The 14,818-nt window shown below is 46.7% G+C and carries 11 protein-coding genes, 16 tRNA genes and 1 rRNA gene; all 28 read right to left on the bottom strand.

Features of this window, described 5'->3' with window-relative positions; translation table 11 throughout:
* Positions 1-4: 4 nt before the first annotated feature.
* Positions 5-1,006 (bottom strand): sensor histidine kinase, encoded by a 1,002-nt coding sequence (locus H581_RS35210; protein ID WP_036719659.1) that lies wholly within the window; start codon positions 1,004-1,006, stop codon positions 5-7.
* Between the two features lie 142 nt (positions 1,007-1,148).
* Positions 1,149-1,856: a PspA/IM30 family protein gene (locus H581_RS0123900; protein ID WP_028612218.1), complete on the bottom strand. Its 708-nt coding sequence runs from the start codon at positions 1,854-1,856 to the stop codon at positions 1,149-1,151.
* 1 nt (position 1,857) lies between these two features.
* On the bottom strand, positions 1,858-2,325 hold the full coding sequence (locus tag H581_RS0123905) for a PspC domain-containing protein (RefSeq protein ID WP_051251274.1): 468 nt from the start codon (positions 2,323-2,325) through the stop codon (positions 1,858-1,860).
* Positions 2,313-2,999: a PspA/IM30 family protein gene (locus tag H581_RS0123910; RefSeq protein ID WP_028612220.1), complete on the bottom strand. Its 687-nt coding sequence runs from the start codon at positions 2,997-2,999 to the stop codon at positions 2,313-2,315. The genes H581_RS0123905 and H581_RS0123910 overlap by 13 nt, the downstream gene beginning before the upstream one ends.
* Before the next feature lie 34 nt (positions 3,000-3,033).
* Entirely contained in the window at positions 3,034-3,330 is a 297-nt protein-coding gene (locus H581_RS0123915; protein ID WP_028612221.1) for a LiaF transmembrane domain-containing protein, read from the bottom strand.
* Between the two features lie 322 nt (positions 3,331-3,652).
* Positions 3,653-5,236, bottom strand: coding sequence for an ABC transporter substrate-binding protein (locus tag H581_RS0123920; protein ID WP_036719665.1), 1,584 nt, complete (start codon positions 5,234-5,236; stop codon positions 3,653-3,655).
* Between the two features lie 132 nt (positions 5,237-5,368).
* Positions 5,369-6,910 carry an ABC transporter substrate-binding protein gene (locus H581_RS0123925; protein ID WP_028612223.1) on the bottom strand — a complete coding sequence of 514 codons (1,542 nt, stop codon included), beginning with the start codon at positions 6,908-6,910 and terminating at the stop codon, positions 5,369-5,371.
* 82 nt (positions 6,911-6,992) lie between these two features.
* Complete coding sequence (locus H581_RS0123930; RefSeq protein ID WP_028612224.1) at positions 6,993-7,925, bottom strand: carbohydrate ABC transporter permease; 933 nt, start codon at positions 7,923-7,925, stop codon at positions 6,993-6,995.
* 51 nt (positions 7,926-7,976) lie between these two features.
* The gene (locus H581_RS0123935) at positions 7,977-8,954 is read right to left on the bottom strand and encodes an ABC transporter permease (protein ID WP_028612225.1); all 978 of its coding nucleotides are present in this window, start codon (positions 8,952-8,954) and stop codon (positions 7,977-7,979) included.
* A gap of 119 nt (positions 8,955-9,073) precedes the next feature.
* Positions 9,074-10,684 carry a helix-turn-helix domain-containing protein gene (locus H581_RS0123940; RefSeq protein ID WP_028612226.1) on the bottom strand — a complete coding sequence of 537 codons (1,611 nt, stop codon included), beginning with the start codon at positions 10,682-10,684 and terminating at the stop codon, positions 9,074-9,076.
* Positions 10,677-12,428, bottom strand: coding sequence for a sensor histidine kinase (locus H581_RS0123945; protein ID WP_028612227.1), 1,752 nt, complete (start codon positions 12,426-12,428; stop codon positions 10,677-10,679). Before H581_RS0123945 ends, H581_RS0123940 begins: the two co-directional genes overlap by 8 nt.
* Positions 12,429-12,877: 449 nt before the next feature.
* Positions 12,878-12,959: transfer RNA gene (locus H581_RS0123950), tRNA-Leu, on the bottom strand.
* Between the two features lie 13 nt (positions 12,960-12,972).
* Positions 12,973-13,049: transfer RNA gene (locus tag H581_RS0123955), tRNA-Arg, on the bottom strand.
* A gap of 23 nt (positions 13,050-13,072) precedes the next feature.
* Positions 13,073-13,146 (bottom strand) — tRNA-Cys (locus H581_RS0123960).
* A gap of 7 nt (positions 13,147-13,153) precedes the next feature.
* Positions 13,154-13,228: transfer RNA gene (locus tag H581_RS0123965), tRNA-Gly, on the bottom strand.
* A 7-nt stretch (positions 13,229-13,235) separates the two neighbouring features.
* Positions 13,236-13,310 (bottom strand) — tRNA-Gln (locus H581_RS0123970).
* A 30-nt stretch (positions 13,311-13,340) separates the two neighbouring features.
* A tRNA-His gene (locus tag H581_RS0123975) sits at positions 13,341-13,416 on the bottom strand.
* Between the two features lie 18 nt (positions 13,417-13,434).
* Positions 13,435-13,508, bottom strand: a tRNA-Trp gene (locus H581_RS0123980).
* A 9-nt stretch (positions 13,509-13,517) separates the two neighbouring features.
* Positions 13,518-13,602: transfer RNA gene (locus H581_RS0123985), tRNA-Tyr, on the bottom strand.
* Between the two features lie 3 nt (positions 13,603-13,605).
* A tRNA-Thr gene (locus H581_RS0123990) sits at positions 13,606-13,681 on the bottom strand.
* 33 nt (positions 13,682-13,714) lie between these two features.
* Positions 13,715-13,790 (bottom strand) — tRNA-Phe (locus H581_RS0123995).
* Between the two features lie 13 nt (positions 13,791-13,803).
* Positions 13,804-13,880, bottom strand: a tRNA-Asp gene (locus tag H581_RS0124000).
* Positions 13,881-13,916: 36 nt separating this feature from the next.
* A tRNA-Met gene (locus H581_RS0124005) sits at positions 13,917-13,993 on the bottom strand.
* Positions 13,994-14,009: 16 nt separating this feature from the next.
* Positions 14,010-14,085 (bottom strand) — tRNA-Val (locus tag H581_RS0124010).
* A 70-nt stretch (positions 14,086-14,155) separates the two neighbouring features.
* Positions 14,156-14,230, bottom strand: a tRNA-Glu gene (locus H581_RS0124015).
* 6 nt (positions 14,231-14,236) lie between these two features.
* Positions 14,237-14,327, bottom strand: a tRNA-Ser gene (locus H581_RS0124020).
* Between the two features lie 4 nt (positions 14,328-14,331).
* A tRNA-Asn gene (locus H581_RS0124025) sits at positions 14,332-14,407 on the bottom strand.
* A 152-nt stretch (positions 14,408-14,559) separates the two neighbouring features.
* A 23S ribosomal RNA gene (locus H581_RS0124030) occupies positions 14,560-14,818 on the bottom strand; the annotation flags it as partial.

Below are 14,818 nucleotides of genomic sequence, written 5' to 3' on the forward strand. Positions count from 1 at the left end.
TAACTTATGATTTCGTTTCACGCATGCCGTCCACCGGTACCATAATATGAATTCGCGTTCCGTCTCCCGGCTTCGAGAGCATCTGCAAGGAACCGCCAAGCTCATTAACGCGCTCTTCCATCGTTAGAAGCCCGTAGGAGGTTTGTTTCTTCGCTTCAAGATCGAAACCGATCCCGCTGTCCTGCAAAATCATATGCACTTCCTTGCCGATCTGCTGAAGCCTGATTTCCATCGCATCCGCCTTCGAATGCCGCAGCGTATTCGATAACGCCTCTTGGGCTATGCGGAACAAATGGTCCTCCGCCTGCGGCTGGAGCAAAATCGTTTCATCAACCTCCAGCGTAATATTCATCGGCACCTTCTGCTTCAACTCTTCCACCAGCAAAGTAAGCGCTTGGCCTAAGCTTTTGCCATCCAGGTGGACGGGCCGAAGATGGAGCAGCAGCGCGCGCATTTCCGATTGGGCGACCGCAGCCATCTCTTCAATGAGCTGCACCTGTCGCTTCGCCCGCTCCCAATCCCGTTCAATCGTCCGGCTGACAGCCGTGGCCGTCATCGAGATGGCGAACAGCTGCTGGCTTACCGCATCATGCAGCTCGCGCGCAAGACGCTGCCGCTCCTCGATCACCGCCGTGAACTTCACCTTGGCGGTCCATTGCGGGTCAACCTGCTCCTGCTCCGATAATTCATCGTCCGCAGCCTCGCCGTTATCCAAAGTGACCGCGAAGCGCCGTTTCATCTGCTGCTCGGTGAGCCGCTTGATGGCTTCCTTTAATCTGGAGTTTTGCAAGTAGCCGTTCAGCGCCGCTGCGGCGAGTCCCGCCCCAACGATGGATAACCCTATGATCGCCCATTTGCCCTGAAGCGTGAGCAGCTCCACGTAACCGATGCCCTGCAGCACAATAACGACCAAGCTGATGATGATAAGAAGCCATAATATCGTTTCCGTAACAATCCGCTTGCGGGCCGCATGATTTGGCTGCTCTTCCCTATTGCTCTGCTCCATACGGCACACTTCCTTTAAGTATCATTATAATCATTGTACCTAGATTATGTTATCCTTGCCAAGCGTAACCGGCGATAACCCGACTAAAAAACAGGAAAGAGCAGACCGTCAGCACGGTCCGCCGCTTCCTGCCCTCAACCGCTTACTCTTCAATCGAAGTTTTGCTTAAAGAAGGAGTTTGATTTAGCTTGTTTTTGAGCGCTTCAAGCTGCTCATCTACCTTATGCTGCTTCTCTACGTCAGCTGCGTTCAGGCTGCGGGTTGTGCCGCTGTAGGAGTTTGGCGAGCGAAGCACGTCGGCTTCCGCTTCCAATTGCATGATTTTTTCTTCCATCCGGTAGAAGCCGCGGGATGCCGTACCGCTGTCGATCGTATGATTTGCCGTCAATTGCGCCATTTGTTTCTGCGCTTTCGCTACTTGTGCGCGGGAAGCGAGTTCGTTGCGCTTATTGCGCAGCTGGTAGAACTCATCCTTCATCGAATGCAGCTGCTGCATCAACTCATCCGCTTGCTGTTTCGATTGTGCGTGCAGCTCAGCGTACTCGGCTACCTTTTGGTCGAAATACAGCTTTTCTTCCAGCAGCTTACGCGCAAGCTCCTCTTGTCCGGCTCTCAGAGCCGCTTCCGCTTTCGATTCGCGATCCGCCGTACTGCGAGCCGCTTCCTCAACGCGCTGCTTCATGCGGCGCTCGTTCGCCATTTGTTTCGCTACCGTTACTTCAGCCTGATGAATTTCAGACTCCATATCGCGAAGATATTGGTTAAGCATTACAATCGGATCTTCCATTTTGTCCAACGCCTCATTTAGCGATGCCTTCGTCATATCCTTCATGCGTTTGAAAATTCCCATATTAAAATTCTCCCTTCTCGTATTTAGCAATTTTGGCTTTCAGTTCTTCAATTTCACGACGCAGTGCTTTTTTCTCCAAATCGTCCATCATACTATCGAATTGCGATGGCGCCGGCGCAGTGCCGACTCCAGGCTGGGCTCCATGCCATGGGCCTTGCGATTGCGGCGGGTTTTTGTAAGGTCCGCCGTATTGCGGCGGCTGCGAGCCGTATCCGTTAGGGTAGCCTCCGCCATAACCGTTGCCGAAGCCGTTCGGACCAAAGTTCGAATAAAGCGGCGGTTCTTTCGGTACGACCAGACCGGCGATCAAGTAGATCACGATGACGGCACCGCTTGTAAAGATGGTCACCACGATGAGTAAGATCCGCAGCAGCGTCGCGTCGACGTTGAACATTTCCGCTAATCCGCCGCAGAGGCCGAATAGCTTCTTGTCGCGTGTAGAGCGGTAAAATTTTTTCAAGACGACCATCCTTCCTTCTCAAGCTTCCGTTTCAGCTGCTCCAGTTCCCGTTCGATAACGGACTGCACGGTATGTCCCGCTTCCGTTACGAATTCCTGCCCCATTCTGCGAATGTCGCGCAAGCTCTTCGCTTCGTGCTCCATCCCGCTAATGTGGTCTTCCAGTCTTCTGAACACGGCACCCGGTTGCGCCCCTTGCTCGCTGAATCCGGCTTGATAGCGGCTGTTCAAGCGTTGTTGAAGTCTGAGCGATTCCATCCGTGCCGCATAATATTCGCGTTTATCGTAGACGGTTTGATATTCACTGCGCATTTCGCGCAGTTGATCTTCGAGATCGACTGTATTTTGACGGCTTTGCTCGTAAAGCTCGCGATATTGCACCGCCCGCTCTTCGGAACTTGCTTTCTCGTGAAGCGCGATTCGGGCCATTTGCTCTTCGCCTGCTTTAAGCGCCGTGAGTGCTTGGTTCTCGCGTCTTTCCTTTTGCTGCTCCGCTTGAAGCCACTGGGCTTTCAAGTGATTGCTGTGAGCGGTATATTGCTGATAGAGTTTCTCTGCTTGAATGATATCTTCTCTCGTGGACCACAGGAACTGGTCAATCATGCGAACCGGGTCTTCCGATTTCTCAAGCCTTTCATTTAAAGTAGCGACTGTAATGTCGCGAACTCGTTTCATAATACTCATTGATTGTCCTCCTGTCTTTTATCGATCGCAGACCTTAGTAGACTCTGCGTTTGTCTTTTTTGAAAAGGCTGATGCCAACCACGATCAGTCCTGCGGCCAGAAGCAGCATGACGATGCCGCCAAGCTTGCCGAGTAACATCATCGCGCCGATGACGATAAGTATTCCGCCAATCCATTTCTTGCCGTTCATCCATCCGACAATCCCAAATCCGATTAATATAAACGGAAGCAAGAATCCGAGTATCGCGCCGAAATTAATGCCGATAAAATTAAGTACCGCGATGCCGCCCACGACAACGAGCAGGACTCCCAAAGCGCTTTTTCCATTCATGTTCACGTTCAACTCCTTTCGACCATTATGGTTTCACTATTTTCACTTGCTGCTTTGTGTTGCTCTTGCTTATGTACTTAGTTTAGATCAATTCCCTTCTTTATAAAACGGACCTTCGGCGGTTTTCGCACTAGACTTAGGTCGAGTCGCCCGCCCGTCTTAAGGGACGAAGCTGATTAATTCATTGTCAATCTCATTGCAGCAGGCTTATTTCTTCCGCTTTATCGGCGGCAGCCTCTATACCCCTTAAAATGAAAAAAGTGCCGGTAAGCCTGCTAGCTTAGCGGCACTTCTATTCGTGTTTCATTTTACTGTTTCATTTTTACTGTTTATTCCTGCTTGCCAGAAATTTATTGAATTGCACTTGCTTCTCGGCAATGATTTTGTCGATGCCTGCCGCCTTAAGCTTCTCCCTATATTCCGGCAGCACGTTGTCGACATCAAGTGATCCTGTATCCAGAGCGGTTTGATATTGACGGTTAACATTAACGACAGCCGCGATTTCAGCTCTTACCGAATCACCGTCAAATACGAAGCCAAGTCCGGGTGACATGATCGCGTTTTGATTGAAGGATCTAAACTTATTCCATTTATCCGGATCCTCCGTATCCCACACATAATTCAGAAATTGATTACCGAACATCCAGTTTGAACCGATATGGTATGCCTTCGGATTTTCGGTCGGTTTAATCACATTGTCGCTTACCTTTATATAGTGCTTTCCCTCAATACCATAATTCAATAAATTATTTAAATATTTATCCGTGTGCAGCAGGTTAATGAACATCATTGCCCGGGCGGGGTCTTGAGACGTCGAAGATATGCCGAGCATTGAGCCTGCCGTTTCCGATGTTGCGATCGTCTTTGCGTTCAATTCCAATTGCGCCAGTTTGCCGATCAATCCGGTTTGAATAGCTAACTCTGCGTCCTTGCCCGGCTTTAACGCAGCCGTAACGGAAAACACATCGCCTGACTTTAAAGCGTCGTTATTCATCGTCTGCGTTGTAGCCGCATCTCTATTAATGTACCCTTTTTTGTAATACTGACGCGTAATCCGCAATGTCTCGACATAGCGCTCAACCTCGTAGCTTGGCAATACCTTCGTACTGCTCCCGTCCTTTAGGATGATACCGGGAATGGATGTATCGCCAAGCGCATCATAATTGCCGATGTAATGAGCGTTCAACGTTTCATCCTGCTTCATGTATAAAGGAATCATGCCCGGTTTCTTCTCAAGTACGACCCGGTAAACGGCATCCAAATCTTGTATTTTTTTCACTTTGGACATATCCAAACCGAGCTCTTCGGCAATATCGGCGCGATATACGATACCGCCTTGCGCAGCAAATTCCTTATTTGTCGGCACGGCGTAGTTTTTTCCGTCAAGTTTTGCGCCTTCAAGAAAGACCTGATCAAGCGTTTGCAAAATGCCCTGTCCATGCTGCTCCAATAAATCGTCAAGTTCAAGGAAAGCGCCTTTCGATACATTAACCGCATGCTTGTTCCATTGCGCGGTGAATAGGATATCAACCTTCTCGCGTGAAGCAATCATCAGATTGATTTTGTTGTCCCACGGGCCCCAATCAATTGGCATAAGATCTATTTTCGCATTTATTTTCTGCATCAAATAATCATTCATTGCCGATTCGATTTCCTCTTCATCCTGTTGAGGCGTTCCTATATATACAAACTTTAACGTGTAGGGCTCCAACTTATTGCTGCTTCTACCGGCATAGCTGCTCCTATTTATTGAAGCGCTTTCAATGTTAACGTCTTTTGACATATTATCATTGCCGCTATGCCGCGAGTTAGCCGCATCCCGCAGCCCGGAGCACGCGCTTAACAGGAATAGGCAAGCCATTATAATCATCCCTGCGCGGAAAGGACCGCTCGCCGTCTGGATCATATTTGAATTGCCCCCTAACAGGATGATAATTGCATTAGTTTTATTCTAAAGAATAATCACAAAAATGCAACTGGAAAAACCCGCACCATCTACCAAGTGCGGGCCTTTTCACTTTTATTGCAGGCCCCCCTGTTACTTGTTTGCCAGGAAAGCGTCGTATTGTTTTTGCTTCTCTGCGACGACCTTGTCTACGCCTGCAGCTTTCAGCTTCTCTTCATATTCAGGAAGCACTTTGTCAACATCTACTGAACCTGTTTCAAGCGCTCTTTGGTACTGTTTAATTACATTGGCAATAGCGCCAACTTCGGCTTTCACGGGTTCGCTGTCAAATACGAAGCCAAGAGCTGGCGATACTTTTGCATTCTGGTTGAATTCCTTGAATTTCGCCCATTTGTCCGGATCCTCTGTATCCCATACATAGTTGAGGAACTGATTGCCGAACATCCATGCAGAGCCCGGATTGTAACTAGCCGTATTTCCTGTAGCCGTAATGATCTCACCGTTTCTTGTGTAGTGATCGCCTTCGATACCGAAGTTGAGAAGATTATTAATTTCTTTGTCCGTATGCAATAGGTTAATTAGCATCATCGCACGATCCGGATCTTTGGACGTTGAAGAAATACCAAGCATCGACCCTGCTGTTTCTGATGTAGCAACCGTTTTCTCCGTCATCATGATTTGGGCAAGCTTGCCTGTCAATCCGGCGGCGCTTGCAATTTCTGCGTCTTTCCCCGGTTTCATTGGCTCGATTGTAGAGAATACAGAACCAGCCTTCCATGCATCACCGGAAGATACTTGCGTGGTCGCGGCGTCTGCATTAATGTAACCTTTCTTGAAGAAATCGCGGGTCAGGTTCAAATATTCCTTGTAGCGGTCCAGCTGTTCGATCGGCAATACCGTTGTGGCATCTTGGTCCTTTAAAATTGCGCCTGGAATCGTCGAATCGCCCAGGAAATCGTAATTGGCAAAGAAGTGCGAGTTAAATGTGCCTGCCGTTGTGTACAGTGGCGTCATTTCAGGTTTCTTCTCTTTTACAATCGCGTAGACTGCATCCAGATCTTGAGGCGTTTTTACATTGCTCATATCAATACCGAGCTCATCGGTAATATCTTTGCGATATACGATACCGCCAGCTGCCGCTAGTTCCTTATTCGTCGGTACCCCATAATTTTTGCCGTTGATTTTTGCGCCGTCGAGGAATGCCGGATCAAGAGATTCCTTAATGCCCTGGCCGTAATTATCGATGAGATCACCGAGTTCAATAAACGCGCCTTTACCGACATTTTTAGCGTGTCCGTTCCACTGCGCCGTGAATATAATGTCTACTGCTTCACGGGATGCAATCATTAAGTTAATTTTGTCATCCCATGCGCCCCAATCAATCGGCATAAGATCGATGGTCGCATTTATTTTCTCCGTTAGCAGCTTATTTAAAGCTTCTTCGACTTTTTTCTCATCCGTTTGCGGTGTACCCGGAAAAACCAATGATATTTTATAGGGCTTAAGATCTGCTGCTGTTGCGTCTTCTGATGCGGCCGGCTTGTTCGTTGCGGCATTTTCTTTCACAGTCTCTGCATTGTTTTTAGCATTGTTGCCTGAACATGCCGATACAACTAATACGATAGTCATCAACATCAGAAGAAGCATGGATGTTTTTTGTTTAACGTGCTTCATAACGGGTGGACCTCCCTTAAGAAATAAGTTTATATGCTAAACCGGCATTGCCGGTTACAGCCGATCATAAGCAAACCGGTTATCAGCCTTTAACTGCGCCGACGGTCAGCCCTTTCACAAAATATTTTTGAAAGAACGGGTAAGCGAATATAATAGGTCCGATCCCTACGACAACCATCGCCATACGAACCGTCTCGCTCGGAAATTTGAAAGTGCCTCCGGCCGCTGTTATGGCCGCTGCAGCCGTGCTGTTATTCGCCAGGAATTGAATATTCAGCATGGTCTTGTACATCAAATATTGAACGGTAATGTTGGCATCCTTCGTAATGAACACCAAGCTTAGAAACCAATCATTCCAATACGTAAGCGTTTGAAAGAGCGCAACGGTCGCCAGCACCGGCATTGATAATGGAAGCACGATCTTCACGAAAATAGTCAGTTCGCCTGCACCGTCAATTTTCGCCGATTCCAAAACTGCGGCAGGAATCGTCGTCTGAAAGAATGTACGAATAATGAGAACGAAGAAAGCAGCTACTAGAAGCGGCATAATAAGCGCCCACAGCGTATCTTTCAGATCCAGCACCTGCACATATACCAAGTACCATGGGACAAGTCCGCCCGAGAACAGCATTGTGAAAAAAACGAAGAAGGTGAAAAACTTGGCATGCGGAAAATCTGTCCTGGAAATCGGATATGCATACAATGCCATGATAATTAAGCTGAGCGTTGTTCCGATGATGGTTACCAGTATAGAAATGCTATAAGAACGAAAAATTTGTGTTGCATCCTTAAACAGGAATTGATAGGCTGCCAAATCAAACTTCGAAGGTATAAATTGATAGCCTTCGCGTATGACCGTTCCTTCGTCGGATACGGACACCATGACGATCAATACAAGGGGAACAATGCATAGCAGTGAATAGACGATGAAGAAAATATTGATGCCTAGAGAAGCCGGTTTCGACAACTGGTTATTCAGATTGGACCGGGACGAAATCTTCTCAACTGCTTCCATAGGTTCACCTCCGATAGTTATTTAAAAAAGGCCTTGCTGCGTGATCATGAACTAAAATAAAGCGTTATCTTTATTAATGCGCCGTACGACCCAATTCGAAAGGAATACCAGAGTAAAGCCGACGACCGATTGTAGCAGGCCGGCCGCTGAAGATAAGCCGATGTCTCCTACTGTCAGAAACGTGCGATATACGTAAGTGTCGATAACATTCGTAACCGGGAACAATACGCCTGATTCTCTTGGCACCTGGAAGAACAGCCCGAAGTCTGCATTGAATATTTTCCCGATCTGAAGCAGTGTCATAATCGTAATGATCGGCATGATAAGCGGAATCGTTATGCCCGTTATTTGCTTCCACTTGCTTGCCCCGTCAATGGTAGCGGCCTCATAATACTCATCGTCGATTCCAATAATGGCTGCCATATAGATAACTGTAAAGTAACCCATATTTTTCCAAGTATTTACGATCGGCAAAATGTAAGGCCAAACCTCCTGCGTGAAGTACCATTGCACCTTTTCGAGTCCTAATGCCGGAAGCAGCGAAGTGTTCAAGTAGCCATGCTCATCGCTTAAGAAACCGAAGACGAGATAGCTGATAACGACCATCGATAGGAAATAAGGAAGAAACATTATCGTTTGGTGGAGCTTCGCGACAAACCGGCTTCTTATTTCATTCAACATAATCGCAAATGCAAGCGGAAAAATTAAATTTAATATAATGAAGCCCGAGTTGTATAACAACGTGTTTCGCGTAATAATCCATGCATCCGATGTTTTAAACAAGTATTCGAAATTTGTAAGCCCGCTCCATGCGCTTCCCAATATGCCATCCGCGTAATTGATATTTTTGAACGCGATCATGATACCGAACATGGGAATGTAATTATTTAATACCAGCAGTGCGATGGCTGGGAGCATCATTAGGTAAAACATCCAGTATTTGCGAAAAATGTCCAGCTGCGATTTCTTTCCAGCTTTTATTTTTGGAATATAGGCGGTTGATACCGCTTCCATGGCTTGTTTTTCCATCGCCTTCCTCCTCCTCTTTCTGTATCTTAAGTACTTGCTCTTCTATGTCCATTGTATAAAAAAAAGACGCCGACAACTGTCGGCGCCGTGACTATATTAACGGTCCTGTGACTTTCCAACTATACGTCCTGGTACTTTTTGCGATATTCCTGCGGCGTCAGGCCGGTCATTTTCTTAAACAGCTTGGAAAAGTGTGAAAAATTAGCGTAACCGACCGCGACAGCGATATCGCTGATTCGGTTGTTCGTCTTTTCCAGCTCAACGCGAGCCTTCCCAATTCGAAGTCTAACCAAATAGTCCGTTAATGAGAAACCGGTTTCTCTGCGGAACAAGCGCGATAGGTATGCGGGATTCAAAAATACGCGCTTGGCTGCAAGTTCACGGCTGAATTCTTCGCCCAGATTTTCTTCCATGTACCGTTGAATCTTCTCCACCGCCTGCGATACGTCTTTGCCGTTTTGATTAGCGTATTCGCATATCTGCAAGCTTAGCTGCTGCGTCCACGCCCGCATCCGGGACAGCGACTTGAGGACGTTCTCTCCAACCTCCCACTCTTTCTTAGCAAACACATCGGTCATCGGCACCGATTTTTTATTAAACCACTGAAAGATCATGTTCATGAAGCCAAAATAAAAGGAAGCCATATACGTATAATCGACCTTGCTGGCCTGCATTTGATCGAAGCATTCATCAATGCGCATCGATAACTCCGTTTGCTTGCCCGACTCCAGCAGGAGTGCCCAGTCGGCGAAATGAACCTGCTGTGGAGCAGCATGCCCTAGCGTTCGTTTGTGATCCCGCTCCAAAATAACTGCGCAAATCGCACTCACATTACTTCGTTCAAGCTCCAATAGCGACTCGACGGCCGAGCGTATTTGCCGGACCTCCACTTTCTCTCCAATGTAACAAGAAAGATGACAATGCAGCATATTTTTGCATTGATGAATAAACTGGTTGCATCTGGCCTCAATCGTTGCCGATTCATTCTCATCATCCTTTGAGCTATAAAACAGTGCGTACATGATTCCGTTGCCGTCCTGAACAATATGTCCCGAATCGTTCTGAAGGATAATCTCCTCGGCAGCATTTTTGACTCCGTACGTCATAATTTCCTCATCACGGGCAGACCACTCCTCCCGCCATTGTTCAATACTGATCAGCACTGTCCTTATAGGACTTTCAGCATGAAGCTGTAAAGCGTAAGTCTGCATCATGGAATCGAGATGCTGAGGCGCCGCAGATTGCCGATAATGTAAGACGTCCTGCCAGAACCGCTCGATTAGGATCGGGCGTTGTTTGTTCCATTGCTCATAAAACAAATCGTAGGTTCCTCGGATTTTTGCGAGCTGCTCGAAATCACGTACTTTGTCCAGCGCCTTGTTTACGCATGCCTTCAACACATGATGATCAATCGGCTTAAGCAAATAATCAAAGCAATCGAGTTGAACCGCCTGCTGCGCATACTTGAAATCGGCATGTCCTGTTAGGAAAATGGTTACGACGGTTGGACAATTTTCATTCATCCACTCGAGCAAATCAATCCCGCTCTGATTCGGCATATCGATATCGGATAGGACGATGTGTATCGTATGCTCCGTCAATAAGGTCCTTGCTTCTTCGACATCATATGCCGTGTAAATAGTAGAAATGGGCAACGATGACCAATCTATCCCTTTTTCAATGCCGCGAATCGCTATTTCCTCATCATCAACGACTAACAAATTATACAACTGCGCTGCCTCCTTCCATCTGCTTTGGAAATACGATAGTAACAATTGCGCCGCTGCCTTCCGTTTGATTTCTGAAGGTAATTGAAGCACTCTCGCCATACAGCAGATCAAGCCTGTGAATGACATTCATAATTCCTAAGCTGTATTGTTCAGCTTGCTGCAGCGGTTCTCTGTTCTGAAGTTTTCTCAGCACATCCGGACTAAAGCCGCCCCCATTATCGCGAATGGTTAGAGTAAAGCCCCTGTCCTCATTCATTTCAGCCCCTATATAAATTTGAAATAGCTGTCTGCGGTTCTTAAATCCATGTATAATCGAATTTTCAACAAAAGGCTGTATGGTCAAAGCGGCAATCGGATAATTTAAAACCGTATCCATTCCGTCGAACGTACATTGCAACTTGTCCGGGAAACGTATTTTTTGAATGGTTATATAGTTTTCGATATGCGTTAATTCTTCCTTGAGCGTTATCGTATCCCGGTTCGCCTTCATAATGAAACGGAAATAATCTGCTAGATGCAGCGACATCTTTTTAACGGTTTCCGTATCGTTTAGAGCAGCAAGATTATAGATAATATTTAAGCTGTTCATATAAAAATGCGGATTGATTTGTGCCTGCAGTTGTTTTAATTCCCCTTGCTTCACTCGCAGCTGTTCTTCATAAACATCGATTTTTAAATTTTTGATTTGCTCCGCCATAATGTTAAACGTATTCCCCAAAAATTCAAATTCAAGGGACTTGTTCTTCTTCAGCCTTACATCCAGCATGCCAAGAGAGATCTTCTTCATCCCGAGTATCAACTCATGCAGCGGTTTAAAAAGCATGTTGCGCATAAAAACCAAGTAAATAAGTAAAATCGCTAGAAATCCTATGGGAGCGAATAATGTTGCATTTCGGAAAAAAAGCAGGTTACGCAGCAGCGTCTCCTCCGGAATGACGACCCGGTAATCAATATTAACCAAATCGCTCATCCTGTCCATGACCAAATAAGCAGCCCCCGTCTCATGATCAGTCAGCGATTCATAGGGCTCCATCGATATTTCATTGTTTAAGTCAGGCGATGATAAGCTTTCCGTTAAGGATTGTACAAGACGGTTACCTTCACGGAGATAAATGCCGTTATGACCAATATCACCGTCGCTCCATTGAATTGAGAGCATTGAGTTTATATCCTGCACTTTAATAATTGCTCCAACATAAAGTCCTTCCGAAGCTTTGATGAAATTAATAAGAAAATATTTTCCCGGCATCCGGTCGTCCGCTCTGACTTCCCAAGTGTGCTGATCATTAAGCGCCAGGTTTTTTTCCGTTGTCATAACATCCATATGGGATTGAATCATTTTTTTCGTATCATTGTATACGCCGTTTGTTCCGAAAATGATGTCATTATTGTGATACAAAAAAACGGCATCAATTAAATTATATACGCCGACATCGCGATTCAACTTCGAGTCGATCCTTATTTTCGTTAAGGTGTACCCGTCACTGTCTATCGGAAATGACATGAGAAGGCCTACATCGGAGTCAAGGACGGACATCTTATATAAATAATCATTAATTTGACCCAGGTTGCGGTCGGTCTGTCCGACAAAAATATCAAGTGTATTTCGGTATGTCTCCGACACCTTTTCCTTGACAATATCCCTCGAGTAACTGTTATTAATAAGCATATAAACGACAACCGGCAGCATAACCCCCATAAATCCGATAATAAGACGAGTTCTAATTGATTTACCGTATTTCACGTTATGCTATCCTCCGATCGTTTCTCAGACTATCTATTATTTTAACATTTAAAGCGTTTTCTTAACATCTATTGTGTACATGAATAAACATTATGCAACGGGGCATTATATTATCGACGGTGTGAAGAGAGGTGTGGTTCCGTTGGACCTTTTGGGACTTGGACTACAGGAGGAATTTAAATAATCACTTAGCTAAACAGGAAGCGAGGGGTTGTGTCGCAGAATACTTCTGAAACACACATGCTTCGTAGCCATCCGGTAATACGGTGAAATTACGAGCAGTGCCCAAGTTTTACGATTTATGTGAAGTTGATTAATAAGAAGACTCAGTCGATCAAACACCGTCGGGAGAGCCCCTAAAAAGGCTCTCTTTTCATGTGATCAAATGCAAAAACGCTGACTGCGTAAGTACACAGTCAGCATTAAATTAATGATCAATATTTAAAAGATGGTGCCGGTGAGAGGACTCGAACCTCCACGGTTTCCCTCACGATTTTGAGTCGCGCGCGTCTGCCATTCCGCCACACCGACAATCAAAAGAAAATGGCGTGCCCTAAGAGATTCGAACTCCTGACCTTTTGATTCGTAGTCAAACGCTCTATCCAGCTGAGCTAAGGGCACATATGATCTTTTTAGTAAAAATGTGGAGGCGCCACCCAGACTCGAACTGGGGGTAGAGCTTTTGCAGAGCTCTGCCTTACCACTTGGCTATGGCGCCAAATTAATGGAGCGGAAGACGGGAATCGAACCCGCGACCCTCGCCTTGGCAAGGCGATGCTCTACCGCTGAGCCACTTCCGCAAATAAATGGCTGGGGATTCAGGGATCGAACCTGAGAATGACGGAGTCAAAGTCCGTTGCCTTACCGCTTGGCTAATCCCCAACGAATTTTGCATTGCTTAATTTGAAATAATGGGGCGGACGAGGGGAATTGAACCCCCGAATGTCGGATCCACAAACCGATGCGTTAACCACTTCGCCACGACCGCCGCAATAAAATATTCAATTGGCAGGGGCAGCAGGAATTGAACCCACACCAAAGGTTTTGGAGACCTTTGTTCTACCTTTAAACTATGCCCCTAAGGTAAACTGGTGGAGGATGATGGATTCGAACCACCGAACTCAGAGAGAGCAGATTTACAGTCTGCCGTGTTTAGCCACTTCACTAATCCTCCATGTGGTGCCGTCGAGAGGACTTGAACCCCCAACCTACTGATTACAAGTCAGTTGCTCTACCAGTTGAGCTACAACGGCATATTCACTTATTCTTGCTTGTACTTCCTAAAATGGTGGCTCGGGACGGAATCGAACCGCCGACACGAGGATTTTCAGTCCTCTGCTCTACCGACTGAGCTACCGAGCCTGATGTTTTTAAATGGCGGAGCTGACGGGATTCGAACCCGCGGTCTCCTGCGTGACAGGCAGGCATGTTAGGCCTCTACACCACAGCTCCACATCATATTCTCGGAAACTTCCGAAAGGTAAAGTTTGGTTGCGGGGGCAGGATTTGAACCTGCGGCCTTCGGGTTATGAGCCCGACGAGCTACCGGGCTGCTCCACCCCGCGTCATTAAAAAGATAAATGGTGGAGGATGACGGGATCGAACCGCCGACCCTCTGCTTGTAAGGCAGATGCTCTCCCAGCTGAGCTAATCCTCCATGTCATGAGCGACTTTTATATCTTATCATGTGCTAGATTCTAAAGTCAAGCTCTTTTTTTGAAAAATGTTGGTGACCCGTAGGGGATTCGAACCCCTGTTACCTCCGTGAAAGGGAGGTGTCTTAACCCCTTGACCAACGGGCCGCATTATGGCAGAGAGGAAGGGATTCGAACCCTCGAGACCCGGTTAGAGCCTACACGATTTCCAATCGTGCTCCTTCGACCACTCGGACACCTCTCTATAATGGCTCCCCGAACAGGACTCGAACCTGTGACAACTCGATTAACAGTCGAGTGCTCTACCAACTGAGCTATCAGGGAATAGTTATCGATGATTATTCTCCTCCATTGCTTTGGAAAAAACATCATCATCTTTTCAAGACGCTTGCGCCCTGAAAACCGGATACGAAAGAAATGGCTTGCTGAACTTTAGCTGTTTGTCTGCCGGATGTATGGGTCCATGCAGATCTTCTTAGGATAAGCCCTCGACCGATTAGTATTCGTCAGCTGCACGCATTGCTGCGCTTCCACCCCGAACCTATCAACCTCGTCGTCTTCAAGGGGTCTTACATACTGGGAAATCTCATCTTGAGGGGGGCTTCACGCTTAGATGCTTTCAGCGCTTATCCCGTCCGTACTTGGCTACCCAGCGGTGCTCCTGGCGGAACAACTGGTACACCAGCGGTACGTCCATCCCGGTCCTCTCGTACTAAGGACAGCTCCTCTCAAATT

The organism is Paenibacillus harenae DSM 16969 (assembly GCF_000422465.1).
GTDB lineage: Bacteria > Bacillota > Bacilli > Paenibacillales > Paenibacillaceae > Pristimantibacillus > Pristimantibacillus harenae.

Coding starts and splice junctions, on each gene's coding strand:
- H581_RS35210 (WP_036719659.1), bottom strand. CDS start 1,006: ATGGAGCAGAGCAATAGGGAAGAGCAGCCAAATCATGCGGCCCGCAAG.
- H581_RS0123900 (WP_028612218.1), bottom strand. CDS start 1,856: ATGGGAATTTTCAAACGCATGAAGGATATGACGAAGGCATCGCTAAAT.
- H581_RS0123905 (WP_051251274.1), bottom strand. CDS start 2,325: ATGGTCGTCTTGAAAAAATTTTACCGCTCTACACGCGACAAGAAGCTA.
- H581_RS0123910 (WP_028612220.1), bottom strand. CDS start 2,999: ATGAGTATTATGAAACGAGTTCGCGACATTACAGTCGCTACTTTAAAT.
- H581_RS0123915 (WP_028612221.1), bottom strand. CDS start 3,330: ATGAATGGAAAAAGCGCTTTGGGAGTCCTGCTCGTTGTCGTGGGCGGC.
- H581_RS0123920 (WP_036719665.1), bottom strand. CDS start 5,236: ATGATCCAGACGGCGAGCGGTCCTTTCCGCGCAGGGATGATTATAATG.
- H581_RS0123925 (WP_028612223.1), bottom strand. CDS start 6,910: ATGAAGCACGTTAAACAAAAAACATCCATGCTTCTTCTGATGTTGATG.
- H581_RS0123930 (WP_028612224.1), bottom strand. CDS start 7,925: ATGGAAGCAGTTGAGAAGATTTCGTCCCGGTCCAATCTGAATAACCAG.
- H581_RS0123935 (WP_028612225.1), bottom strand. CDS start 8,954: ATGGAAAAACAAGCCATGGAAGCGGTATCAACCGCCTATATTCCAAAA.